Origin of the sequence: Dyadobacter sp. CY347 (assembly GCF_021502655.1) — a bacterium.
GTDB lineage: Bacteria > Bacteroidota > Bacteroidia > Cytophagales > Spirosomataceae > Dyadobacter.
Genome location: NZ_JAKFFT010000009.1, coordinates 287,831 through 312,704, shown reverse-complemented (window position 1 = coordinate 312,704; position 24,874 = coordinate 287,831). Strand labels below are relative to the sequence as shown.

Annotated in this window: 25 protein-coding genes; 5 read left to right on the top strand and 20 right to left on the bottom strand. The window is 46.0% G+C overall.

The genetic code is table 11. The features are described 5' to 3' along the window. Positions 1–7: 7 nt before the first annotated feature. The 6 genes from L0659_RS22290 to surE form a co-directional block, all read right to left on the bottom strand. A complete protein-coding gene (locus tag L0659_RS22290) occupies positions 8–733 on the bottom strand; it encodes a DUF3891 family protein (RefSeq protein WP_235128788.1) in 726 nt (241 codons plus the stop codon). Between the two features lie 89 nt (positions 734–822). Next, on the bottom strand, positions 823–999 hold the full coding sequence (locus tag L0659_RS22285; protein WP_157486859.1) for a hypothetical protein: 177 nt from the start codon (positions 997–999) through the stop codon (positions 823–825). Positions 1,000–1,038: 39 nt separating this feature from the next. Then, positions 1,039–2,229, bottom strand: a complete 1,191-nt coding sequence (locus L0659_RS22280) for a class I SAM-dependent RNA methyltransferase (RefSeq protein ID WP_235128787.1) — start codon at positions 2,227–2,229, stop codon at positions 1,039–1,041. 78 nt (positions 2,230–2,307) lie between these two features. Beyond that, the gene (locus L0659_RS22275) at positions 2,308–4,626 is read right to left on the bottom strand and encodes a c-type cytochrome (RefSeq protein ID WP_235128786.1); all 2,319 of its coding nucleotides are present in this window, start codon (positions 4,624–4,626) and stop codon (positions 2,308–2,310) included. Positions 4,627–4,696: 70 nt separating this feature from the next. Continuing rightward, a complete protein-coding gene (locus L0659_RS22270; protein WP_235128785.1) occupies positions 4,697–5,998 on the bottom strand; it encodes an MFS transporter in 1,302 nt (433 codons plus the stop codon). A gap of 191 nt (positions 5,999–6,189) precedes the next feature. Next, positions 6,190–6,924: a 5'/3'-nucleotidase SurE gene (gene surE / locus L0659_RS22265; protein ID WP_235128784.1), complete on the bottom strand. Its 735-nt coding sequence runs from the start codon at positions 6,922–6,924 to the stop codon at positions 6,190–6,192. Positions 6,925–7,008: 84 nt separating this feature from the next. Here surE and L0659_RS22260 point away from each other — a divergent pair, with 84 nt between their 5' ends. From L0659_RS22260 to L0659_RS22250, 3 genes are all read left to right on the top strand, one after another. Further along, on the top strand, positions 7,009–7,920 hold the full coding sequence (locus L0659_RS22260; protein WP_235128783.1) for a diacylglycerol kinase family protein: 912 nt from the start codon (positions 7,009–7,011) through the stop codon (positions 7,918–7,920). A gap of 101 nt (positions 7,921–8,021) precedes the next feature. Further along, complete coding sequence (locus tag L0659_RS22255) at positions 8,022–9,026, top strand: NAD(P)/FAD-dependent oxidoreductase (RefSeq protein ID WP_235128782.1); 1,005 nt, start codon at positions 8,022–8,024, stop codon at positions 9,024–9,026. Between the two features lie 2 nt (positions 9,027–9,028). Beyond that, positions 9,029–9,352: a 2Fe-2S iron-sulfur cluster-binding protein gene (locus L0659_RS22250; RefSeq protein WP_235128781.1), complete on the top strand. Its 324-nt coding sequence runs from the start codon at positions 9,029–9,031 to the stop codon at positions 9,350–9,352. 79 nt (positions 9,353–9,431) lie between these two features. Here the strand turns inward: L0659_RS22250 and L0659_RS22245 are convergent, their stop codons facing one another. The 3 genes from L0659_RS22245 to L0659_RS22235 all read right to left on the bottom strand — a co-directional run bounded on the left by L0659_RS22245 (position 9,432) and on the right by L0659_RS22235 (position 11,042). Next, positions 9,432–10,148, bottom strand: coding sequence for an SGNH/GDSL hydrolase family protein (locus tag L0659_RS22245; RefSeq protein WP_235128780.1), 717 nt, complete (start codon positions 10,146–10,148; stop codon positions 9,432–9,434). 72 nt (positions 10,149–10,220) lie between these two features. Beyond that, entirely contained in the window at positions 10,221–10,520 is a 300-nt protein-coding gene (locus L0659_RS22240) for a hypothetical protein (RefSeq protein ID WP_235128779.1), read from the bottom strand. Positions 10,521–10,538: 18 nt separating this feature from the next. After that, the gene (locus tag L0659_RS22235; RefSeq protein ID WP_235128778.1) at positions 10,539–11,042 is read right to left on the bottom strand and encodes a maleylpyruvate isomerase N-terminal domain-containing protein; all 504 of its coding nucleotides are present in this window, start codon (positions 11,040–11,042) and stop codon (positions 10,539–10,541) included. 189 nt (positions 11,043–11,231) lie between these two features. On the opposite strand from L0659_RS22235, the gene L0659_RS22230 reads away from it, so the two are divergent. Continuing rightward, positions 11,232–11,954 (top strand): peptidase, encoded by a 723-nt coding sequence (locus L0659_RS22230; RefSeq protein WP_235128777.1) that lies wholly within the window; start codon positions 11,232–11,234, stop codon positions 11,952–11,954. Positions 11,955–12,041: 87 nt separating this feature from the next. On the opposite strand, the gene L0659_RS22225 is transcribed toward L0659_RS22230, so the two are convergent. The 6 genes from L0659_RS22225 to pdxA all read right to left on the bottom strand — a co-directional run bounded on the left by L0659_RS22225 (position 12,042) and on the right by pdxA (position 20,338). Then, a complete protein-coding gene (locus tag L0659_RS22225) occupies positions 12,042–14,363 on the bottom strand; it encodes an RND family transporter (protein WP_235128776.1) in 2,322 nt (773 codons plus the stop codon). A gap of 118 nt (positions 14,364–14,481) precedes the next feature. After that, a complete protein-coding gene (locus tag L0659_RS22220; RefSeq protein ID WP_235128775.1) occupies positions 14,482–15,675 on the bottom strand; it encodes an SAM-dependent methyltransferase in 1,194 nt (397 codons plus the stop codon). Positions 15,676–15,696: 21 nt separating this feature from the next. Next, positions 15,697–17,487 (bottom strand): tetratricopeptide repeat-containing sensor histidine kinase, encoded by a 1,791-nt coding sequence (locus tag L0659_RS22215; protein ID WP_235128774.1) that lies wholly within the window; start codon positions 17,485–17,487, stop codon positions 15,697–15,699. Positions 17,488–17,655: 168 nt separating this feature from the next. Beyond that, positions 17,656–18,279: a DNA-3-methyladenine glycosylase gene (locus L0659_RS22210; protein ID WP_235128773.1), complete on the bottom strand. Its 624-nt coding sequence runs from the start codon at positions 18,277–18,279 to the stop codon at positions 17,656–17,658. A 3-nt stretch (positions 18,280–18,282) separates the two neighbouring features. Beyond that, on the bottom strand, positions 18,283–19,170 hold the full coding sequence (locus tag L0659_RS22205; RefSeq protein WP_235128772.1) for a YicC/YloC family endoribonuclease: 888 nt from the start codon (positions 19,168–19,170) through the stop codon (positions 18,283–18,285). Positions 19,171–19,228: 58 nt separating this feature from the next. Beyond that, on the bottom strand, positions 19,229–20,338 hold the full coding sequence (gene pdxA / locus L0659_RS22200) for a 4-hydroxythreonine-4-phosphate dehydrogenase PdxA (RefSeq protein ID WP_235128771.1): 1,110 nt from the start codon (positions 20,336–20,338) through the stop codon (positions 19,229–19,231). Between the two features lie 95 nt (positions 20,339–20,433). Between pdxA and L0659_RS22195 the strand changes: the two genes are divergently transcribed. Next, positions 20,434–21,360, top strand: coding sequence for a 2-hydroxyacid dehydrogenase (locus L0659_RS22195; protein WP_235128770.1), 927 nt, complete (start codon positions 20,434–20,436; stop codon positions 21,358–21,360). 60 nt (positions 21,361–21,420) lie between these two features. Here L0659_RS22195 and L0659_RS22190 read toward each other — a convergent pair whose 3' ends face one another. From L0659_RS22190 to L0659_RS22170, 5 genes are read right to left on the bottom strand one after another with little or no spacing between them, the layout of a single operon-like run. Continuing rightward, a complete protein-coding gene (locus tag L0659_RS22190) occupies positions 21,421–21,987 on the bottom strand; it encodes a 50S ribosomal protein L25/general stress protein Ctc (RefSeq protein ID WP_235128769.1) in 567 nt (188 codons plus the stop codon). A 36-nt stretch (positions 21,988–22,023) separates the two neighbouring features. Beyond that, on the bottom strand, positions 22,024–22,968 hold the full coding sequence (locus tag L0659_RS22185; protein ID WP_235128768.1) for a ribose-phosphate pyrophosphokinase: 945 nt from the start codon (positions 22,966–22,968) through the stop codon (positions 22,024–22,026). A gap of 39 nt (positions 22,969–23,007) precedes the next feature. Continuing rightward, entirely contained in the window at positions 23,008–23,583 is a 576-nt protein-coding gene (locus L0659_RS22180) for a phosphatase PAP2 family protein (RefSeq protein WP_235128767.1), read from the bottom strand. Continuing rightward, positions 23,580–24,557, bottom strand: coding sequence for a tryptophan--tRNA ligase (gene trpS / locus L0659_RS22175; protein ID WP_235128766.1), 978 nt, complete (start codon positions 24,555–24,557; stop codon positions 23,580–23,582). Before trpS ends, L0659_RS22180 begins: the two co-directional genes overlap by 4 nt. Before the next feature lie 30 nt (positions 24,558–24,587). Further along, a complete protein-coding gene (locus L0659_RS22170; RefSeq protein WP_235128765.1) occupies positions 24,588–24,782 on the bottom strand; it encodes a hypothetical protein in 195 nt (64 codons plus the stop codon). Positions 24,783–24,874: the final 92 nt, after the last annotated feature.

The following is a 24,874-nucleotide window of genomic DNA, read 5'->3' as shown; positions in this document are numbered from 1 at the left end:
TGTGTAGTCAATGTTTTGAAATCACATAAGTATGGAACGTAAGCGGCGCTTCTCTCAGTTTCTCCCTGAATTCTTCCACATTGTCGAATTTCAATTGGGTCATGGTTTTGGATTCAAAATTCATTTGAAAACTATCCACATCGAACGGCCATGGCGTCACGCTTAATTCATTTTCTGCGGGTGACCAGAGTTCGTAATTGCGGTTATCAGGCCCTGCGCTGATCTCGATTTTACGACCTTCGGGAGGAACCAGGTTTTGGCATAACAACAAGGAAAATGCATCGCACCATTCCAGTATAGCATAAGACGTTTTGATCTCCTTCTCATCCAGACCAGCCTCTTTACGCCATTTCTGATCCCATTTTTTGAGCTTAGAACAGTATGCGATGATCTTTTTATCTGTTTCTTTTTCGTATAAAAACTGCAAATGCTGGGATGTAAGCAACGCAATGTAACGGCTTTTCGATAAGGCCAGTTGCAGGAGCTCTTCGCATTTACTTTCATCAAATTTGCGCATTTTGAAATTCACAGGTCCGCCATTCTCATTCAGAAGCGTGTCATCATTGACGAATTCGTTGAATGCATCATCGTGCTCGGTCGTGGCGATGATTGTTTCGAGCCATCGCTCCGGCCTGAACTCATGCTTCCAGTGAAAACAAATTTGCCCGGAAAGGAGCCCGTGCGCCCTTTGCGAAATGATCTGCCATGCATTTTCCTGATAGTTAACGATCATATTTTTTGTATGAATTTTGAGATATATATTGCAAAAAAGGCCAGGAACGAATCCTGGCCTACTTTAAAAAACTGCATTTTTCACAACTGCTATTGTTGCTGTTTCTGCTGTTTTGAATTGCTATGCTGCTCTTTGTGATTATTTGTAATGTGGTCTCCTTTAACCATTTCCTCTTCCTTGTGCCTGCTATCGATATTGTCTTTATTGTCAGGCTTGCGGTTACTTTGCGATTGTTGCATTGATCCCGAATTTTGTGACTGTTTCATGACAATCTTTATTTGGTTATGCATAAGTTAGTTTAAAAATTATGCCAGCGGTGCAGGTTCCGTCTCAAATTTTCTCCTCGTTCCCTCGTAAAGCTCGTATTCCAGCAAGCGACAATCGATTGTGCTGGTGTAGAACTCAATTCTTCGCTTCGCTTTCAACCCGATTTTCTTGGCAAGGTCCAGGTTTCCGGTGAAGACATAGCCGAAATATCCTCCACACTTTTGTTTCATAAAATCGCCAATCCGTGCGTATGTTTCTTCAAGCTCTGCGATTTCGCCAAGCCTGTCGCCATATTCGGGATTGATGAAAAATACGCCCTTGTTTTCATGGGGCACTTCCGTATCGGCAAAGTCGCAGCATTCAAAATCGATCATTTCAGCGACGCCTGCGGCAATGGCGTTTTTCTTTGCATTGGCGATGGCCACATTGCTATAATCTGTTGCGATAATGCGCAGGCCCGGCACTTCCCTGATCTGCTGTTCTAGCTTGTCCTGCTCAGCGTAATAAATTTCCTGGTCGTAACCGAGCACGTGCATAAATGCGAAATTATCCCTGAAAAGGCCTGGGCGGCTGTTTGTAGCGATTAATGCTGCTTCAATGGCCAAAGTGCCCGAGCCGCACATCGGATTGATGAATGTTGAGTTTCGGTCCCAGCGGCTGGCAAGAATGGTAGCAGACGCAAGGGCTTCGAGCATTGGCGCTCTGCCCGGAATTTTGCGGTAACTGTGCCTGGCGAGCGAGTCGCCCGATGTATCTATGAATATTTCAGCAGATTCATTCTTCCAAAATAAGTGGATTACTGTGCCTATCAGGTCCGAACCCGTCGTGGGGCGTGTGCCTTTTTTATCCCGGAACCGGTCTACAATGGCATCTTTAACCCGCAGGTTCGCAAACATGCTGTTGTTAATAGTCGGATTCTGAACATTGCTGGTGACCGAAAAATATCCTTCGTCTGCAATGATATCCTCCCAGGGCATTTGCAGCAGGAACCGGTAAACGTCATCGGGATGATGCGCCGTAAATGAACCCAGGCTATACAGAACCTGGCTGGCGCAATAGAGATTCAGATTGAGTTTAATGCATTCATTTATAGATGCTTTGATCCGTAATCCGGTAACAAATGCTTCCTCGATATCAAAGCCCAGGTCTTTCACCTCTTGTTCCAGATAGGGCGCAAGACGTTTGTGGCAAGTGATAATGACGCGGGAAGGTGTTGTAAAATATGACATGCGAAAAGTGAGAGCTTCTGCGACCAGCTCGTTTGTTTATTATAAAAGAACAAACTTAGTGCATTCTGCCCTAACCGCCTATATTCCGTTCAGCTCACTTTCGGTGAATGCTTTTTCACGACCGGTTAGTTTCCGTCTTGTTATCTCAACTTCCTCCGTTGTCACCTTATCCGCATCATTGCGCCACGATTTTCGGATAAAGCTCAAAAGCTGCGCGATATCTTCGCTAGGCATATCCTTATCATAACCAATTCCCGGCATATCACCGCTCACCTCAGGCGTCTGGTAAATGCGACCATTTACTTTAACCGGACCAGTTAAGCCGTACAGGATGATAGAAATCAGCTTCTCTTTGTTCCCTGTAACCCATTCCGATTGGTTCAAAGGCGGTGCAAGCGACCTGATCCCGGCGCCATCTGCACCATGGCAAGTCTGGCAGATCGATGTGAATAATGCTTCACCTTTCGGAAATTCCTTTTTGAGCATTTCAGGATTCCTGTTACCTCGGGTGCTTTGCACTGTGGCAATGGCCCGCTGTAATTGTTTATTCAGTAAAAAGTCGGGGTTGGAAAGAGAAGCGGAGATTTCCGATTGAAAACTTTCTTCCTGATCCTGCAAGTTGCTGATAATGGCGTCCGTAACATAACGGTTGTTCGGATATTTTGTGGCTAGCTTAGTGAGCAGGCCACGAGCGGCCGTCGTATCAAATGGCTGGATCGTTTTCGCAGCCAGTGCAATGTAAGGTGCTGCTAATGTATCGTTAGCATCTACCATAGCATTGAACGCTGATGCAAATTGCTGGTGTGAACCAGGCGTCATAAGCGCTGGCGACACAGCCAATCCCTGCATACGAAACTTCCAATCGGACTGCCTGAGCCACGACAATGCTTCCTCCGTTTTAAGCGAATTAAGTCCTTCCAATGTCCATAAGGCGTGAATCGCAAGCAAAGGATTTGCCGTCTGCTTGATTGCCGCGCGCAAGGCAGGAACCGTTTGGTTGTATTTACCGTCGATCAGTTTTTGTTGTGCCCGGTCCCTTACCCAGCCATTCGCATGGCCCAGAAGCTTCACGAGATCATCGGCACCGGAGGGGATCATTACCGGTTTAGCTTTTGCGTTTTTTGGGACAATTTTATAAATCCTTCCGCTGGAAAGCGGCTGTGTAAGGTCCCGCTTGCCGATCTGGTCTTTGAGATATGGGGTCAGATAAGTTTTATGCTGAATGATCCCTCGATACATGTCCAGAATGTACATGGCACCATCCGGACCATTATAAAGGCTTACGGGACGAAAACGCTCATCTGTGCTGGCCAGAAATTCTTTGTTTTTGTATGCCTGCTCACCCTTTACGACATAGCCATTTTCACTAAGGATGTTCCGTTTAATGAGATTGGCAGAAGGCTCGGGAACAAATGCGTTGAATGCAAAACTATCGCCGAACAAGTCGCCACGATAAACGACTGGTGCGGCTGCTGCGGTAAAATTGGTCAGGCGCAGGCTGTCGTCCAGGACGTTTTTCATGTAGCCGCGGTTCACGCCGGGAGTGGGGTGCAATGGGAAAACGCGGTTGTTAGCCACCCATTTTTCATTATAACCCGCCACATTTTTTTGGTTTTTGTTGGAAGCGCCAAGTCCGGCCGGGAAATAATCCCCGATCAGGTTTTGTGAATTATTATTGTAGTAAAGGCGACCGTAATTGTCCTGGCTGATGCCCCATTGGCCACGGAAATGTGTGTGTTCAATTTCCCACTTATTGCCCCGCTTGCGGTAACGCTTGTCTGACTTGGCATTGTAAATCCAGTTGTCGAGCGCCCTGAAAAGCCCGTTGGGCTGATGCTCAACATTACCGCCTTCCGTATATTTTGGATCAACTAATGTTCTTTTTCCAACTTTATCATTTTTGATCTCGTAAAACCAAAGGTTAGTAGGCTCGGCCACCAGAATCCCATTCTCGATCAGGCAAATGGCGCGCGGAAGAATGAGTGAATCTATGATGACGGTCCGGTCGTCGTAGACGCCGTCCTTGTTTTTATCGTCCAGGACAACAATGTTACCGTTAGGAATGTCTTCACCGGTGCCGATGGTGTCGGGCATGTATCCCGTCATTTCAACGACCCACATTCTGGCTTTGTCATCAAACTGCATGGCAACAGGCGCACTGATAAGCGGCTCGGCGGCGATCAATTTTACCTCGAAACCATCTTCCACCTGCATTTTTTCAATGGTCTTTTCAGGTGAAATAAATGGTGATAATGCGGAAACATTAGGCTTTGCAGGCTCTTCCTTTTCCACTTTCTCCGGAACAGCTTGCTTCGAAACGGATTGTTTATTGGACTTGCAATAAAACAGCGTGATCGAAATTGTCAGGAAGAGTATATAGTAGCGGGACTTTCTCATTTCAATGAATAATCTCTGTGCAGTAATGATGAATATTTTTTGATATAAACGGGTTGGAAACACCAAAAGATCAATCTCTTAACGCATCTTCAACCGGTTTCATATTTTTTGTCAGGAAATGAATAATGAGCCACGCCACAAGGTAAGCCAAGCCGCATATGATGAACAAAATATTGTACCCGGCACCAATGTTCCCGGCGGCTTTGTAATAGTCCAGCAACGAGCCCACCAGCAAAGGGAAAAGCGTAGAGCCGATCGATCCCGCCATCCCACCTATCCCAACCACGGAGCTTACCGCGCGTTTTGGGAAAATATCTGAAACAATGGTAAAAATATTCGCACTCCAGGCCTGATGCGCTGCTGCCGCAATGCTGATAATGCCCACTGCCACCCAGATGTCAGTCGCGAATTGCGCCAGAATAATTGGTAATACAGCGATGGCAACGACCAGCAATGTTGTTTTTCGCGCCCGCAAGGGTTCCCAGCCCATTTTTTTGATCAGATAAGAAGACAGATAACCGCCGCCAATGCTGCCGAATGTTGTTGCCGTATAAACGACCGCCAAATGCAAACTTGGTTTTTTAAGATCCAGCGCAAAAGTCGTGGCAAAATAGGAGGGAAGCCAGAACAGGAAAAACCACCAGATGGGATCGGTAAGCAATTTTCCGCTGATAAAGACCCATGTCTGAGGAAGTTGGACCAACTTGGCCCACCTGATCGGCTTCTGATCCGGAGTGGCGATATCCTCGCTGTCGCTGTGAATGTATTCGAATTCAGCAGGTTGGATTTTCTTGTGCCTGGAAGGGATTTCATAGAACAACCACCAGAATATCAGCCAGATAAACCCCAGCGCACCTGTAATTAGAAACGCCTCCTGCCAGCCGTAAGCGCCGAGTAACCAAGGAACCATAATAGGTGCTGCGACGGCTCCAATGCTTGTTCCCGAGTTGAAAATCCCTGTTGCCAGTGCGCGCTCACGCTTGGGGAACCATTCGGCGGTTGCTTTTACAGCAGCCGGAAAGTTACCAGCTTCACCAAGCCCTAAAACGGCCCTTACAGCGCCAAAACCGAATGTGCTTTTCACAAATGCATGCGCTATGGCAGCAATACTCCAAATAATGATGGAGATAGAATATCCCACTTTTGAACCGATCCGATCGATGAAATTCCCGAAAATGATGTAACCCAAGGCATAACATCCGGCAAACACCATGACAATATTTGCATAGTCAGTCTCGGTCCAGTTGAATTCCACTTCGAGCGTGGGTTTCAGTAAGCCTAGGATTTGTCTGTCGATGTAATTGATTGTGGTGGCGAAGAATAATAATGCACAAATGACCCAACGGTAATTGCCAATTTTGGATTTTTCCATAGTGAGAGGTAAATCGATTTTTTCGGATTCAGGATGTAAAAACTATCTGTTCGGAAAGAAGACTGTTTTTTGCCCATTCTACCCCTTAAAACCGTTGGTCTGCCCCTAATAAAAAAAGACTCCCGCCTCTAACAAGCTGGCTTGTAGTGGCGGGAGAATGCATTTTTCTGTAACTATGAATTAACCTTCAATTACTTGATCGGATAGTCCTTTTGCGCTTTTTCCAGATCAGCTTCATTGGTAAGGTCGAGCCGGAGCGGGGTTATGGACACAAAATTGTTCTCAATGGCCCAACGGTCGGTTCCTTCTTCTGCCGGTTCCATGGGAATAACCGTAAACCAGTAATGTTTCCGTCCCATCGGATCAAGGGCAGGCACGATCTGGTTGTCGTATAACCTTACCGATTGCCTTGTCCATCGCACCCCTTGCGGGTCGTGCGGGAAGTTGACGTTTACGAGATTCAAATGTTCATTCTGGAATAAAAGGGCCAGGGCTTTCTCTACGAAAGGATCCAATGCGTCGAAATCAGGCTCCTTGTCCGTAGGCGTGCTAAGGGCAATTCCTTTCATTCCAAATAGCACCGCTTGTTTCGCAGCAGCAAGGGTTCCGGAGTGCCACATGGCATTTCCCAGGTTTGGCCCCATGTTGATGCCCGAAAGCACCACATCCGGTTTGTCCCACAAATGCTGTCCCAATGCCACACAGTCGGCTGGGGTGCCATTAACGCGCCAGGCATCAATCCCGTCGAAGTCAATGGGTGATTTTTTGTAAGAAAGCGGTCTGGAAGCCGTAATCGCGTGACCCATAGATGATTGTTCTACATCAGGGGCAACCACTTTAACTTCTCCGAACCGCGCCGCAATTTTCGCCAGGGCAGCGAGTCCGGGACTGTATATTCCATCGTCGTTTGTCACCAGGATTTTCATAATGATATCTTTTTTAGGGTTCAGGGTAATAAAATTATGCCTGGTATGTTTTTTATGCCTGCTGAGTAATCCTAAATACTTCCTATGAAAAACGCAAACCTTTTGCATAACCCCACAGCCGGGGACAATGATTTTTCCGAAAAGGAACTAGTGAAGCAGATTGAGGCGGAGGGTTTTAATTGTGAATATTCCTCCGTAAAAGGAGAGGGCTGGGACCAGTTCAAGACAGAAACAGATTTTCTTATCATTGCCGGTGGCGACGGAACGGTGAGGCGCGTAGCCAAAGCCCTCATGGCCAGGAAGCGGCTGGATAAGCAATATCCGCTGGCATTGCTCCCGCACGGGACGGCCAACAACATTGCCACCGCTTTACAGATCAGCGGCAAACCGAAAGAGATCGCAAAGCGCTGGCACGAAGGACATTTTCAGCCTTTCGATATTGGCAAAGTATACGGATTGAAGGACGACCGATTTTTCCTGGAAGGTTTTGGTTATGGCGTATTTCCACGCCTGATGAAAGTAATGGGAAAGATCGAAGACGAGATCGGCGATACGGTGGAGGAAAAGCTGAAAGCAGCATTGGCAGTGCTGTATGATGTTGTATTGAATTATGAAGCGAAAGAATGCAGGGTAGAAGCGGATGGCGTTTCGTACTCAGGCAAATATCTGATGGTGGAAGTGATGAATATCCGGTCCATAGGCCCCAACCTCGTTCTGGCTCCTGATGCAGATCCGGGTGACGGAGAACTGGAAATTGTGATGATCCCCGAAACGCAGCGGGAAAAGCTCGAAACTTATATCCTGAGCCTGATCAATGGTGAGGACACTGAATTCGACTTTACGACTATCAAAGCCAAGAATGTAATGCTGTTATGGGAAGGAAAAGATCTGCACATTGATGATGAGCGCGTTAAGGTGGAAAGTCCGGCTGAGATCCGCATTGAGATACAACCCAACATGATGCAGTTTATCGTGACTTCTCCCGCGAACCAATAACTTTTGGTTATGGTGGATAAGCAAATGTGATTGGCATGGCGGCCGGTTAAGCGGTAATTTTGGAACATTATATTATTCCAAAGTTCAATCGCATAACACTTATGATTATCACAGATATTTGCATTATTGGCGCTGGGCCGGTCGGTTTGTTCGCAGTTTTCGAAGCGGGCCTGCTCAAAATGCGCTGCCATTTAATTGATGCGCTTCCGCTTGTAGGAGGCCAGCTTGCTGAAATTTATCCTCAAAAGCCCATATACGATATTCCGGGCGCGCCGGGCATCATTGCCGAAGATCTTGTCAAAAACCTGATGTTACAGATCGAGGAATTCAAACCCGGATTTACCCTGGGCGAGCGCGTGGAAGCGCTTGAAAAGCAGGAAGACGAAACATACATTGTCCGCACGAATGAAGGGACGGCGGTTCATTGCAAAGTTGTAGTGATCGCAGCCGGACTCGGAAGCTTTGAGCCCAGAAAGCCTGCTGTTGAGAAGTTGGAATATTTTGAAGGCAAAGGCGTGCATTATATGGTCAAAAAGCCCGAGCAGTTCCGGAATCAAAACGTGGTGCTGGCCGGTGGCGGTGATTCTGCATTGGACTGGACCATTTTCCTTGCTGATATTGCTTCAAGGGTAACACTGGTCCACAGGGGCGATACATTCCGCGGCGCGCCGGATTCCGCTGAAAAGGTTTTCGAATTAGCTGAAAAAGGAAAGATCGATCTGATCCTTCAATCCCAGGTCAGCAGCCTCGGCGGCAATGGTGTTTTGAAGGAAATCTCCATCGTGGGCAATGATAAAAACGTAACTACCATTGCTACTGACCACTTTATCCCGCTTTTCGGATTAAGCCCAAAGCTCGGCCCGATCGCCGACTGGAAGCTTGGTGTTGAGAAGTCCGCCGTAATCGTGGACACGCTTGACTACTCCACTAATGTTCCGCGTATATATGCCATAGGCGACATCAACACGTATCCGGGCAAGTTGAAACTGATCCTATGCGGGTTCCACGAGGCCGCAATAATGATGCAAAGCGCATTTAAATATGTGTATCCGGATCAGAAATTAAGCTTTAAATACACAACTGTAAATGGTGTAAACGCATTTTAGCCATGATAAATATTCAAGTAGAGGATAATAACGGAGCGCGTCAGGAACTGGAAGTGCCGGTGGATATGGGCCTTAACCTGATGGAAATGCTCAAAGCGTATGAATACGACATTCAGGCGACGTGCGGCGGAATGGGACTTTGCGCCACCTGCCATATTGCCGTGCTGGAAGGAGGTGACGGTTTGCCCGCGCAGAACGATAATGAACTGGAAACACTGGACACATTACCCGATGCCGAAGCGAACAGCCGACTGGCCTGCCAGCTCCGCTGCAATGATCAGATGGACGGCTTGGTAATCCGCATAAAAGCTTTACAGGAAGCGTAATTAAAGGTTATAGAATTTTGGAATATGAGTACATAAACCTCCGCCTTGATAAAGCGGAGGTTTTTAGTTTTGAAGGCATTCAAATCCTGGATTTAATCACCGGAATAACCGCATCGACCCAAAGCTGATGCATTTTGCCCGAATAGTGGAGATTGTCCCGCGCCAGCAACGTCGGGTCATTCAATGCCATTCTGGAAATAGGGGTTATATCAATGAAAATGACCTTTTGTTTGTCACATTCTTCTTTTGCCACCAGATTGAAAGCATCAATTTCCTTCGCAATGTTGGGGCGGTCGCTTTCGCCGTAGGGCGTTGTGCCCCAGTCGGGAATAGATAAAACGAAGACGTGATCCGCTTTGCCGCTGGCTAGTGCGATGCTTTTGGTTAGCAAACTGCGGAATTCGGTTTTGTACTCATCCATGCTTTTGCCCTGAAACTGGTTATTCACGCCGATCATGAGCGATACAAGATCGTAGTCCGTTGCAGGTTTGGCATTATCAACCGAAAAAATAAGGTCGCGCGTAGTCCAGCCCGTTGTAGCAATAATGTCCGGCGACCTGAATGCAATCCCGTTTTCTTTTAGGCTCTTGACCAGTAAAACAGGCCAGCGCTCCGCTTCGGTGACGCTTTGCCCGATTGTATAGGAATCGCCTAGCGCAAGCATTTTTGCCCCAGGCTCTGTGTTTCCCGGATTATAAGCATTGCCCGGATCACTCTTTTTGCTGCAACCAGCAAGCAGCATTGTGTATATAAAAATTACCTGAAGCAGTTTCATCCTGATCGTTCCGTTAGCCATAACACCGTGCTATGGGCAGTTTTTCCTGTTTATATACAGATATTTATACGGATTAGATCAATCGAAGTCACATTACGCTATTACGGCGATCAGCGTTAACGCAGTTTCGGCGAGATTAACGTCGCCTTCCATGGTAACATTCTCTCTTGCTTCCTCTGGCCTGATGGCCCTGGTAAACAACTTCCATGCTGTTCCGGCAGGAATGATTATAGCAGAATCAATGCTGCCGGAATGATCGTTTTCGATTTTCCAACCTTCTTGATTTTTGATTAAATACCTAAAAAACGGTTGTTCCAAACCTACATTAATGGCTATGGCTGTTCCGGTTTGCGCCGCGATATTGCGATATGTGTGTGGCAGGCCGCGAAGCAATGTTTCTATAAATGGATATTAAAGTTCTTTCGTAATGATGCCCTGCTTGCCAGTTGCCTCCCGGATCTGCTGCTGATGATGCCATTTTTCGGTGTATTCGCGGGCGATGTGAAACCAGTTTTTTGATGTTTGCTCACCTGCCCAAGCTACGGAAAATTTAGCTTCGCGCTCTAAATCCTGCTCTGCCATGATCAGTGAATATTCTTTTCCGGTGCTTTCCAGCAAATCAATGATGACGGCAGGACTGAGCCGTTTTGTTGCATTAACCCAATCATTGTTCAGCTTATTAAGAAAGCCGACCAGATCCTGATAGGAATCGATCTCCATATCGGCCGGAACATTGTAATTATCCCTGTATCCCGAAATCACGCGGAGATTGCCGTCCAGCAAGTGAGAGGCCACATCTTTCACCGTCCATAGTTTTGCGACGGTCGGTTTGTGCCAGTCGTCATAGGACAATGATTTTAACATTTCTATTAATTTCTGGTCTAGAAGAGGAAACAAATGGACGGTTTCGATCATTGGATTGTGGCTCGTTTGATTGTGGGCAACGCATTTGCAGTGGTTGCAATTTCAAAAAAATCACTATTAAATGTATGTTTTTTGCTCGCGCCATCGGTCATTTTGGTACTTTTGAGCGTATTTAATCTCGTTGAAGCCGCGTATGACCATATCAAACCGGCGATTCGGGCGATTTAATTTCAGTATAAAATGACTTATTGTTTAGGGATAAAAGTAAAAGAAGGGCTTGTCGCATTGGCCGACACCCGCATTACAGCTGGCACCAATACGACTGTAAAAAAGAAGATGTATGTGACGCAAAAGGATAATTACTCACTTTTTATCATGACCAGCGGGCTGCGTTCCGTGCGGGATAAGGCGGTGCATTATTTTGAAGAACTGATCAGCGAAGGCGTTGTTTACAACAAGCTTTACAAAGCTGTGAATGCATTCGGAGAGCAGATCAAGCGTGTGGCGGAAGAGGATAGAGCTTCGCTGGAACGTGCCGGATTGAAATTCAACCTCAACACGATCGTTGGTGGGCAATTGAAGGACGATCAGGACCATAAGCTGTTTTTGCTTTACTCCGAAGGGAATTGGGTGGAACTGGACGAAGGTTCCCCTTACGTGATCATCGGCAACTCAGGCCAGGGAAAAGCCATCCTGAACCGCGTACTGAATGGCGAATCAACGATGAAGCAGGCTTTGAAAGCTGGTTTTTTGTCTTTCGACTCGACGAGGGTTAGTAATAATGATGTGGATTTCCCGATCGATGTGGTGCTTTATAAAAAGGACAGCTTCAAGATTGTTGAACACCGATACGAAAAAAGAGACCTGGAACAGATCTCAGACATCTGGGCCGATAAATTAAAGCAGGCGCTCGACGACATCCCGGAAGAATGGATGGATCAGAGTTTCGAGAAAGTAGAATAACAACAAAGGCTGTCCATGCGGGCAGCCTTTGTTGTTATATTATGCTCAATGATATTTTTCACATATGATCTTTATCGGAACCTTTGATCAGGTGGGCCTGACATTCTTGCCCTGGCGTTTCGCAATGGAAAGCAGCAATGCAGGAAGTAAAATCAGATTTGTGCACATCGCAACCAGCAAGGTGATAGAAACCATCACACCCATTGCCGCAGTTCCCCCGAAGCTGGATGCTGCAAAGATCGAGAATCCGCAGAACAGGATCACAGCCGTATAAATCATGCTAAGACCCGTTCCAAAAAGGGATTGCGTTACTGCCTGGGACGGCGTCAGGCCGTTTTTGTGCAGCTCTTCACGATAACGTGTCAGGAAATAAACGGTCCCATCTGAGGCAATGCCAAACGTAATGCTGAAAATCAGAATGGTTGTTGGTTTAAAATAAATACCAAAATAGCCCATAATGCCGGCAGTAAGCGCCAGAGGGATCAGACAAGGCAGTTTGGAAAGTAAAATGATAGGCACAGATCTGAAAAGCACCATTCCCACAATAGCGATCAGCACAATTGCGATCAGTAAGCTTTCATACAGGTTGCTTAGCAAGTAATCATTGCTTTTCAGGAAAACAAGGCTGTGACCTGTAAGGCTCACCTTATATTTTTCCGGACTGAATATGGAATCAACTTTCGGACGGATTTTCTGCATCAGCTCCTTGATACGCTCAGAGCCTACGTCTGCCATCTGGAAACTAACCCGCGTGACGCTTTTATCTTTGTTCAGAAATGCATTCAACTGCTTGGCCGCGCCTTGCTGATCCTGCACGTAACCCGTAAGTTTGTTCAGCTCCAAAACCCCTGGTAATGCATAATATTTCGCATCGCCGCCACGGTATGACTGATATAAAAACCTGGAAGCTTCCACGACCGAAAGTGGCTTGGAAAACTCAGGAAACTTGGCCATTTCATTCTGGAAGGCTTTTATTTTGTAAAGCACCTCAGCCTGATCGGCAAAAATTCCATTCGGCTGTTTGGTATCGATCATTACCTCAAAGGGTAGGACACCATTGAAGTTTTTCTCAAAGAATCTTAAATCCGTGTAAACAACATCTTTCTTTGGAAGGTCATCCACCACATATCCAATTGTCTTGATCTTCGTCATTCCAAAAGCCGAAATGATGATCAGAACGACCATGGCCATGTAAATTTCCTTGCGGCGGTTATGCACCAGAAAATCGATTTTTCTCAGGAAACCGGATGCCCATTTTCCGTCAAGATGCTTCAAATGTCGCGCTTTGGGCACGCTCATATAATGCAATGTGATCGGCAAAAGAAGCAGGCAAAGCACATAAGTGGCCATCACACTGATGGCAGCCACCACGCCGAATTCAACAAGCAAAATGCTGTTTGTAAAATAAAACACCCCAAATCCGATAGCCGTGGTCATATTCGCCAGGAATGTTGACAAACCGATTTGCCGGATCATTTCAAGCAAAGCTTCATCCTTGTTACTATGTGACCTGAGCTCAGCCTGATATTTATTGATCAGAAAGACGCAGTTCGGCACCCCGATCACAATAAGCAAGGGCGGCAGTAGACCGGTCAGTGCTGTAATTTTATAGTTGAAAAGATGCAAAATCCCGACGGAGAAAACCACCCCGATCAGCACCACCACAATAGATAATAATGTAAGCCGCAGCGACCTGAAAAATGCCCAGAGGATCAATAATGTTACAAAAACGGCCAATCCCATGAACAGCTCCATTTCGCCGGAGATCTTTTTCATATTCACCGTCCGGATATAAGGCATCCCGGAATAATGCAGATCCGCCTGATATTTTGCCCCGAACTCTTCCGCCATGGCTTCAATGTCGCTCACAATGGTAAGCCTGCGCTTCGAATTAAGTTCCTTGTCGTTGAATGTTACAACGATAAGCGTTGCGTTTGTTTTGCTGTTGATGACCAGTCCTTCGTAGATCGGCAGGTTGGCAATTTGTTTCTGAATGCTGTCAGCCTCGGCTTGTGTGGAAGGGATTTGCTTGATAACCGGCGCCACGTCAAATTTCCTCAGGCTGTCGTTACGGTTAATTTTGTAGACATTCGCCAGCGAAAGCACATTTTTGATGCCTTCCGTGTCCTTAATGCGCTGGGTGAGTTCGCACCAGCCGCGGAATTTATTGATCTCAAAAAGTTGCGGGTCCTGCCAGCCAATAACCATTACGCTGCCATCTTCTCCGAAGAGTTTCCTGAAATCCTGATATTCTTTTTCAACCGGATCATTGGAAGGCAATATCCGGGCAAAATTGTAAGAGAGTTCGATTTTGCTGGCTTGATATGCCATGAAAACCGTTGAAACGAACACCAGTGCAACCCACAAAAGCCGGTAGCGGATAATGTAAGTTGCTATTTTATTCCACATATTAAGTTAGTCAGTTCCACAAAAAGGTGCAAATATACGGACAGGGAAGCGAAAGTGAGACTTTTCACGAGATATATCCGTCTTTGAAGATGTTTACAAAAGACGATCCAATTGACATTTAGTGACTTTGCAAACCGGCAATTTTTTCGAGATGGTGGTAACCAATGCCGAAATACAGCTTGGCGTCCTGGATCTTTTTCAATATTCCCGGCTGATCGGGCGCATTGCGCTTGTCTTTCGTGCCCACGATCATGACATTTTTGGGCGTATGGGCGTCGGAAATGAATTCAAAAACTTTGGTTTTGTATCCGAAATATTCCAGGATCAATGCCCGGATCCCGTCCGTCACCATCTCTGCCTGCCTTTCCAGGAATATCCCGTATCGGGTAAGAAACTGAACATCATTCCCGGTTTTAATTTTTTCTATTTCCCGCCGGATCTGTTTGTGACAGCAAGGCGCCACGACAATCAGGTCCGCACCAGCTGAAATTCCTTTGAAAATGGCATCGTCTGTTGCCGTGTCACAGGCATGTAGCGCAATAAGTAGGTTAACACCCTGGCTATCAAAATTTTCGATTGTTCCCTCTTCGAAATGCAGGTTTTTAAACTCAGAATGCTGAGCGATCTCATTGCATAATGCAACCAGATCCGGCCGAAATTCCACGCCTGTTACATGTGCATCCACATGCAGGACATTTTGCAGATAATCGTAGAGGGCAAATGTCAGATAGCCTTTACCGGATCCCATATCAGCCACATCAAGCTGCTTATCCGTAGGAATTTCCTTGATCAGTGCGCTTAAAATCTCAATGTAATGGTTGATCTGCCGGAACTTATCCTGTGCTTTTTTGAAAACCGTCCCGTCCTTATCTGTAATGTTCAGTTCTTGCAGATAAACCTTATTTTCGCTGCTGATGAGCCGGCTTTTGCTGTGATCGTGTTCGGGAAGAGGCACTTCTTTGGCGTCGGTAACCTTCTTTTTAAGGGTGATTTTGTTGTTTTTCAAAATCTCAAACTGCAATTCTTCGGAATCGGTGAAAAGCGTTGCAACGTGGAAATCTGTTGCGATAAGGGATTTAAAAAGCGCTTTGGTTTCGTCCAGTGTGTAGTTCTTGACAATGTCCCGTGTTTTATATCGATATGTAAAACTAAATTTCTCCTCTTTTTTGATGAGGATCTTTCTGACATAAATATTTTTCAGATTTTCCTCGGATCCTTGGTAATTGCCGAGAGACAATTTTATAAAGGAATTATTCGAAATGCTCTGTTCAAATGCTGAAATAAACTCTTCTGCTTTGGGTAAAATTATCATGGATGGGGTTGCTGTCATTCGTTAAATTAGGGTCTTGGGAATCTCGATATCCACTTTCAGTCCGCTGGGCTGCTGACTGATGATCTGTACTTTTCCCCTCAGACTTTCCACTCTGTTCTTCACGTTTTTAAGTCCTACACCTTGCCGCGAAGGTTCCACCATCCCATTGCCGTTGTCAATGATCGTCAGGTGAATGTTCTTGTTTTCGGTAAGGTTAATGCTTGCCTTCGTCGCGCCTGAATGCTTGATAATGTTGTTGGTAAGTTCGAGAACAATGCTGTACAACTCAAATTCAGTCTTGTTATTCAAACGATGCGACATTCCGGAAATGTTGAAACTAAACTCAATTTTCTTGTTCTCGTTCATCTTGTCGATCAGCCGGTGCAGGGCCATTACCAGCCCGTGCTCTTCCAATTCAGCGGGCATCAGGTTGTGAGAGAGGCTCCGCACCTCCCGATAAGCCGCACCCACCATCTGATGCACACTTTCGTAGATTTTTTGCTCTTCCGGCGAAAGGACTTTTTTATCAATGCCAAATAAATACCAGTTCAGTGAAGCAAGCGTTCCACCCAGGTTATCATGTAATTCGGCTGCAACGCGCTTCCGCTCGATGGCTTGTCCGCGCGCCATGGCTTCCCGGATCTCAGCATTCTTCCGGCGGAGCTTTTTGTTATTAAACCATAAAAAGGCAGCAAATGCGATGATCAGACATGAAAATCCGATCAGGAAGCGCTGTACGATGCGTTGCTCGGCAATGATTTTGCTCTGTATCTGAGAGTCCATGATCTGGTTGTCATAGCTCAGCTGGAACATGGTGTACTGCCTTTCCACATATTCCGTATGGAGCATGCGCCGGTTAAAAATCACCTTTTCCATGTAATCCAGCGCCTCCTGGAACATTTTCTTGTTCTTATAAGCCCTTGATAGTGAGAGTAAAGCCCAGTTTGTTTGTTGCGACGAATGGAATATCGTTGAATATTCAAGCGCCCTTGCAGCAGTTTCAATGGCCAGTTCATTTTGCTGGCTGAGGCAGTAAATGTTGGCCAGATCATTTAAAACATTCAATTCCCCGTAACGGTTATTGATCTTTTGAAAAAGGGCCAGCGACTGTTTCAGTAACTCCTCGGCAGCCTTGCCTTCTTTTTTTACCACATGCAGATAACCCTTGTTCTGAAGCACCGTCGCACGCCCCCAGTCCGAATCCATTTTGTCAAAAAGCGCGTAGGCCTGGTCGTAGTAAGGAATAGCCTCATTATACATTCCCTTTTCCCGGTAAGAATTCCCGAGGTTATCCAGGCAGGTGGCAGCAGAGCTGTCTTCCCCAAGTTCCTTAAAAATGGCGAATGCCTGCCGGTAATTGATCCGCGCGGAGTCCCACTGCCGGTATTCAGAATAACTTTCGGCCAGAAAACGCTTTGCATGCGCCGTATACAAGGGCATATGCTTGGAAAGCGTCATGGTTTCATTGGAAAGCTCCCTGAGCACATCATAACTACCATCCAAAAGATAATAAGTGCTTAGCAGGTTATAGGCCAGTATTTTGCCTTTGTTCCATTGGTGTTTTTGGGAAAGTCTCAGGACATGTTTGGAATAAAACATTGCTTTTTCAGCATCCTGAAACAGATATTCTTTTGCAAACTGGTGGTATTTTAAAATCAGGACAGTGTCTTCCGCAAAACCCTCCACAGGCATGGCTTCAACGACTTCGTTTTTGGCGGCAATGTTTTCGTTATCAGATACAGAAGTACAACGACTCCCGCTTACCAGCGCTGCCAGGGACAAAATCGTTAATAGTCTGTAAAGATTACCCATAAACTAGACTGCCGGTACGGGTAGGATAGGCCGCAAGGTGCAGCTGTTGTAGGTTTTCATAGAATCGTTGAGTGTGGGTTTAACTAGCCAAAGATAAAAAGTAATTGCAAAAGCGCAGGAGTATTAGGCTTTAAAAGTACAGGACGGTAGTATATTTCCTGTAAAAAATTACAATTTACTAACAAAAGGATTATCTTTTATATAAAATCGATAAAGCAGATCCTTGCCGACATTGATCCCAATGCGCGTGGAAGATCCCACTTCAACAGCTTGGGTAACACGGTCCCGGATGTACAGCGGCCCATCCGTCAATGATATATTGTTGTGCAACGACCTTTCTATGCCCATTGCTCTTGCCAGATTTCCCGGCCCTCGGCACAACTCATTTAATTTCAATTGCTTCGTCCGGATCTTCGGCGCTGTTTTGCCCGGGATAAGTGACCGGCGCAATTCCATTATGTCGATGCCCTGAACCGGCTGCAAAGCGCGGATCAGCACCGCCTCGCCAACTCCTTCTTTGTTGCTTACCACATTAAAACATTCATACATACCGTAGATCAGATATACGTAGCTTGTTCCTGCAACGCCGTACATAGGCTCCGTGCGTGTGGTGCGCCTGTTGTATGCATGACACGCGGGATCATCGGAAAGATATGCTTCCGTTTCCACGATGATCCCGCTGGTAATGCCATCCGGACTTTCGTGCACAAGTTCGCAGCCAAGTAATCTTTTTGCGAGCGAGCGCGTGTCGAAAGCGTCGTAAAATGATAATGGCAGTATGCTTCCGGGCACCAGTTAAATGATGTTCATGGTTTGTTCCTTGATCTTTTCGAGCTCATCCTTCATTTGAACTACCAAATGCTGGATCGTCGCGTCATTCGCCTTAGAGCCGATCGTATTAATCTCCCGGCCAATTTCCTGCGCGATGAAGTTTAGCTTCTTACCATTGCTTTCCGGCGATTGCAATGTTTCGGTGAAATAGGTAAGGTGGTTGGCAAGCCTGATCTTCTCTTCCGAAATGTCAAATTTCTCAACGTAATAGATCAATTCCTGCTCAAAACGGTTGGTATCAAAATTATCATCGGCCAAAAGCTCCCGGATCTGTTTTTCGAGCCTTTCACGAACTGCTGGTATGCGTAGTTTGTCTTGTTCGGAAACACTGTCCAGCAATGTTTGAATGGTGTTGATATACTCCGTGAACTTTTCAGAGGTCATCTTTCCTTCCTGCTCCCTGAAAACAGAGCATTTACGGATGGCTTCCAAAACGGCCACTTTAATCTGCGTCCAGTCATTTTCTTTGCTGGAATCGTCAACAGTCTCGTTGTTGTAAGCATTAGGCATCTGCAATGCAATGCGGAACAATTCTGTGAAATCGGGCATGAATCCGAGATCAGTCGCAGTTGCAGAAAGGTCTGTATAATAGGCATTTACAAGCGCCCTGTTCACGGACGTTGAAGCCACGGTTTTCCCTACCGGCTGGACTGTCAATGTAAACTCAACTTTCCCACGTTCAAGTGATTGCGTGAGCAGGTTCCGGATCTCTATTTCCCTCTCGGAAAACTGCCTGGGTATGCGGCAATAAATGTCAAGAAACTTAGAATTAAGCGTTTTTATCTCAACCGTAACATTTATTGAATCGGACTCGATGTTGGATACACCGTATCCGGTCATTGATTTTAACATTGGTTTTTGATCTAGGTAAATATAAGTAAGGCGCCGTTTCAAATCCGGCAGCCGAATGTTAGTTGTTAAAGCGCTGCTTTCCCCCGGACTTGGCAGGATGCTGGCTTTCAGATTGTTGCGGCTTTGAAATTAATGCATGTTTATCAATATCCTCATTCACCACGCGGAACCTGGAAACGTCACAAGCCAGGTAAATGGCTTGCAGCAATGAGCCTGGCTCTGCAATATTTTTCCCGGCAATGTTATAGGCCGTTCCATGATCCGGAGAGGTCCTGACCGCTGAGAGTCCGGCTGTGAAATTTACCCCTTCATTGAATGCCAGAGTTTTAAACGGGATCAATCCCTGATCGTGGTACATGGCTAAAACCGCGTCATACTGCTTGTAAGTAGCAGCCGCGAAGAAGCCATCCGCTGGAAAAGGACCGAAAACCAGGTTTCCTTTTTCCTTAAAGTTCTTGATAACTGGCGTGATCACATCAATTTCCTCGTTTCCCAGCAAGCCATTCTCACCGGCGTGGGGATTAAGACCCAGCAACGCCAGTTTGGGTTTTTTTATACCAAAATCCCCTTTCAGTGATTGCAGCATCTGCTCAATTTTGGCCGTCAGTCTTTCCGTTGTAACATTCGTGCTTACCTTTTCAAGCGGAATGTGGCCCGACAAAACGCCCACACGCAGCTCGCCGGAAACCATGAACATCAATGCATCCTCTTTGCCAAAGGACTGCGCCAGGAACTCGGTATGACCCGGAAATTTGAAGTCTTCGTTTTGAATGTTGTCCTTATTGATCGGCCCCGTCACCAGAGCCTGGATTTTTCCTTCTTTAAGGTCCTCAACGGCTCTTTTTAATGATGCAAATGATCCCTGACCGGCTTCTGCCGTTATTTTTCCTGGCTGAATTTCTGTTTGATGGTCATGCCAGCAAGTGATGACGTTGGTTAATTTCGGATTGGCCTGATCTGCTTTCTGAATGCCGTGCAAGGTCCATTCCTTCATTTCAAAAAGATTGCGATACTGGTTAAGCACACGCAACGAACCGTAAATAATGGGTGTGCACAATTTTGCTAACTGATTCCCTTCTAATGCTTTGAGTATAACTTCCGGCCCAATTCCGTTATAATCGCCTAATGTAATTCCTATAACAGGTTTATCGCTGATTTGATCGCTCATGTAGGTTTAATGCTATTGTAACTGTTCTTCTGAGTAATTCTGTATTACTTTTGCGCAATGTCTGACCGGCAAGTTACAAAAAATCCCGTGCTCCTATGAAAATCCTGATCGCAGACTCCATGCATCCCTCGCTTTTTGACATGTTGATCAATCAGGGCTGGGAATATGATTATCATCCAGAGTTCCGCCGCGAAGACATTTTAACCCACATTTCCGGCTACGAAGGACTCATGATCCGCAGTAAAACCAATGTGGATGAAGAGATGCTTTCTGCTGCGACCAAACTGCGTTTTATCGCCAGGGCAGGAGCAGGGCTCGATCTCATTGATCTGGAAGCTGCTGCAAAGCATCATATAGAGGTTTTCCATGCGGGAAAAGGAAATCGGGACGCAGTGGCCGAGCACGCGCTCGGGATGCTTCTTGCGCTTTTCAACAACATATTAAGGGCCGATCGCCAGGTCCGCAGCGGAACCTGGGACCGTGAGGGAAACCGGGGCGTGGAACTGATGAAAAAGACCGTCGGTATAATCGGTTATGGGAATAATGGTTCGGCTACGGCGCAGCGCCTTAGCGGCTTCGGCTGCCGCGTGCTTGCGTATGACAAATACCGTGACAATTATGGCGATGCCTACGCTGTGGAATCCAGTTTGGAGGACATTATGCAGCAGGCAGATGTGGTCAGTTTGCACATTCCACTAACGGAGCTAACGCGCTATCTGGTCGATGACGATTTTGTAAATAATTTTTCCAAACCATTTTATCTGCTCAACCTTTCGAGGGGAGAAACCGTAAGCCTTGATGCGGTTGTAAAAGGATTAAAATCTGGAAAGATCCTGGGCGCTTGCCTGGATGTTCTCGAAAATGAAAAGATCAACAAGCTGACATCTGCGCAACAGGAGGCATTTGATTATCTGCGCGCGTCAGACAATGTGGTGCTCACCCCACATATCGCAGGCTGGACGCACGAGAGTTATGTACGTATCAACGAGGTGCTGGTGGAGCAGATCCGGGACTGGCTATAAACAAATATGCCGACCAAAGGTCGGCACGTTTGCATCTATTAGCCATGAAAAATAAAATACTTACTTACCAAGTGTACCTCTCAGTGCACGTGGGATCTCAACTGAAGCAATCGGGTTGCTTGCGGCTGTTAATATAACGAAATTTTCAGCCTTAACTGCACCAACCTTCACAGATTTTCCTAAATCCAGCTCAGTTACATCAACATCTACATAGTCAGGAATGTTCTCAGCCAAACCTTGTAGACGCAATTTACGCAATTTTTGGTTCATTTTACCACCTTTCATAACACCAGATGATGTGCCTGTCAATTTAACAGGAACGTCAACCTTAATTTCCTTGCCATCAACGATCTGCAAGAAATCCGCGTGGATTAATGAGTCGTTAACCGGGTGAAACTGTTTTTCCTGCAAGATGGCATTATATAAAGTTCCCTCTATATTCAGCGTAACATTAAAAATATCCGGTGTGAAAAGCAACTGGCGAAACAACATAGCCGGTGCATAAAAATGAACCTGCTCAGCTCCACCATACAGCACAGACGGAACATAACCTTGTGAACGTAGTTCGGTCGCTTCCGTCTTGCCGAGATTCGCTCTTTTAAACCCTACAATCTCATGCGTTTTCATAAGAATATTTAATTAGAAGATAAAAAATAAAAAAATTTACTGATAATGTATAAATAAAGAACTAATAGATTCATGATCACGGATACGGCCGATGGCTTTTGCGAATAATTCCGCAACGGACAGTACGCGTATTTTTGCGTTCTGCTGCTTCAAAGGAATTGTATCAGTGATGATCAACTCTTCCAAAACAGAATTAGCAATGTTTTCGTGCGCTTTACCCGACATAATCGCGTGGGTACTGATGGCCCGCACAGAATTGGCCCCTTTTTCAATGATCAGTTCGGCTGCTTTGCAAAGTGTGCCGCCGGTGTCAATTAAGTCATCAACCAGCACAACATCCATTCCTTCCACATCCCCGATCACCTGCATACTCGCGATTTCATTCGCCCGTTTCCGGTGCTTATCGCAAAGGATCATGTCCACATTCAGGAACTTTGCAAAATTACGTGCCCGCGCTGCTCCGCCCATATCCGGCGATGCAATCAGCAGGTTTTTGAGGTTCAGCGATTTAATGTAAGGCACAAAAATCGACGTTCCTTCCAAATGGTCCACCGGGAGATCAAAGAAACCCTGGATCTGTCCGGCGTGTAAATCAACCGTCATTAAGCGGTCCACACCCACAGACGTGAGCAGGTTGGCAACGACTTTGGCAGCAATCGCTACGCGCGGCTTGTCTTTCCGGTCTTGCCTAGCGTAACCAAAATAAGGGATTACCACAGTTACATAATGTGCAGAAGCGCGGCGTGCGGCATCCACCATTAAAAGCAATTCCATCAGATTGTCAGCCGGAGGAAAAGTGGATTGGATCAGGAAAACATCGCACCCTCTGACCGATTCTTCGAAGCTGGGGGAAAGCTCTCCGTCACTAAATTTCCTTAATGTATAACCTCCCAGTTCTTTGCCATAATACCTGGCAATGTCTTTGGCCAAATATTCGGATTGACTCCCCGAAAATATTTTTACTGTATTAAATGAACCCATTGGCCAAACTGAAATTTGCGCAAAATTAAATAAAATCGATCAGATACGGTAATATCTCTTCAAAAAAGTGTGGTAAAGTTTTATACAAAGCCACCCCACCAGCAGCCCGATCATTGCTCCGATCAGGATATCTGCCGGATAATGTACGCCTACATAAACGCGGCTATAAGAGTAAATACCCGCCCAAATGAAGAGGAACCACATATACGGCAATTTTGTCCGTAAAAAAGCGAACCAGGCCATTGCCACCGCAAAACTCGTGGAAGCGTGGGATGAAGCAAAACCATAAAGCCCGCCGCAACCTGTGACCTCATGGACCAACCCTTGTAATTCGGGTTCATGGCAGGGCCGGTACCGCACGAAATAGGGCTTCATGAAGCCCGATGTAATTTTATCTGCAATGATGACTGCGATCAGCACAACTGCAAGTTCAACCAAACCTTTCTTCCAATCCTTTCGCAAATGCACAGCGATCAGGACCATGTACATTGGGATCCATGTGTATTTGAATGTGATCCAATACATTAATGTGTCTAGCCAGGGGGCATGGTGACCGTTCAACCAGAGAAAAAGATCCTGGTCTGAATTGATCAGCATGTCAACACTTTCCGTCATGAGCTATAACCGAGGACTTTACGAACTTTTGCAATCGTTTCCTGTGCAATGGCCCGCGCTTTCGTTTCACCTGCCACCAGAATGGCTTCCAGCTCCTGTTCGTTTTCCATATAATAATTGAAAATACGGCGGGGCTCTGCAAATTTTTCCAGCATACATTCCAGAAGTGCCTGCTTGGCATGCCCATAACCATATCCGCCCCTCAGGTAATTCTGGCGCATGGTTTCAATGTCGCTTTCAGAAGCAACGAGGCTATATAACTTGAATGTAATGTCTGTGTCGGGATCTTTGGGATCTTCCAGGGGTGTAGAATCGGAAACAATCTTTTTAATTGCTTTTTTCAACTCATTTTCCGGAACAAAAATATCAATGTAGTTGTGGTAGGACTTGCTCATTTTCTGCCCGTCAACACCTGGAATGGTCATAATGCGTTCATCGATCTGCGGTTCCGGCAACACCAGCATTTCCTCCCCGGCCACCAGATTGAATCGCGTAGCGATATCCTTAGTCATTTCAAGGTGCTGCTTCTGGTCCTTTCCAACGGGGATAATGTTGGCATCATAAAGCAAAATATCCGCAGCCTGCAACACCGGATATGTGAACAATCCTGCGTTCACATCCGCCAGTTTCTCAGATTTTTCCTTAAACGAAGTTGCATTGGCCAGCATCGGAAACGGCGTGAAGCAATTGAGATACCAGGCCAGTTCCGTGTGTTCCTGAATCCTGGACTGTCTCCAAAACACATTCTTCTCAAAATCAAAACCGAATGCGATCCACGTTGCCGCAATCGCCCGCGCATACTCCTGGCGCAATTTCCCGTCTTTGATAGACACCAGGGAATGCAGGTCTGCAATAAAAAAGAATGATTCGTTTTCAGGGTTTTTGGACAATTCAATAGCAGGAACAATCGCCCCCAAAATATTCCCCAAATGGGGCCTCCCGCTACTCTGAATGCCTGTAAGGATTCTGGCCATTTATAGTTTGTTACTGGTATTATTTTGTAATTATTTGAAAAGCTCGTCGATGCTGGCAAGGCCTATTTTGCCCTCTTCCGCCAGCTTTACTTCCTTGAAAGCCAGAGTAAGGGATTCTTTTAATTTCTGCTTTTGCAAATCCCTTTGAATTTTATTCCAGAGCTTGATTGGTATGACAGCGTGTGTGTTTTCGCCGCGTTCATTTGTCAAAAACTGCACGTTCATAGCTTTCTCCTGATTATCAGTTTTTAAGAAGTTTTCCGATCTCTAATTTGCCAAAATTCGTTAAATTGGATCACAAAACGTAGTAAATTTGA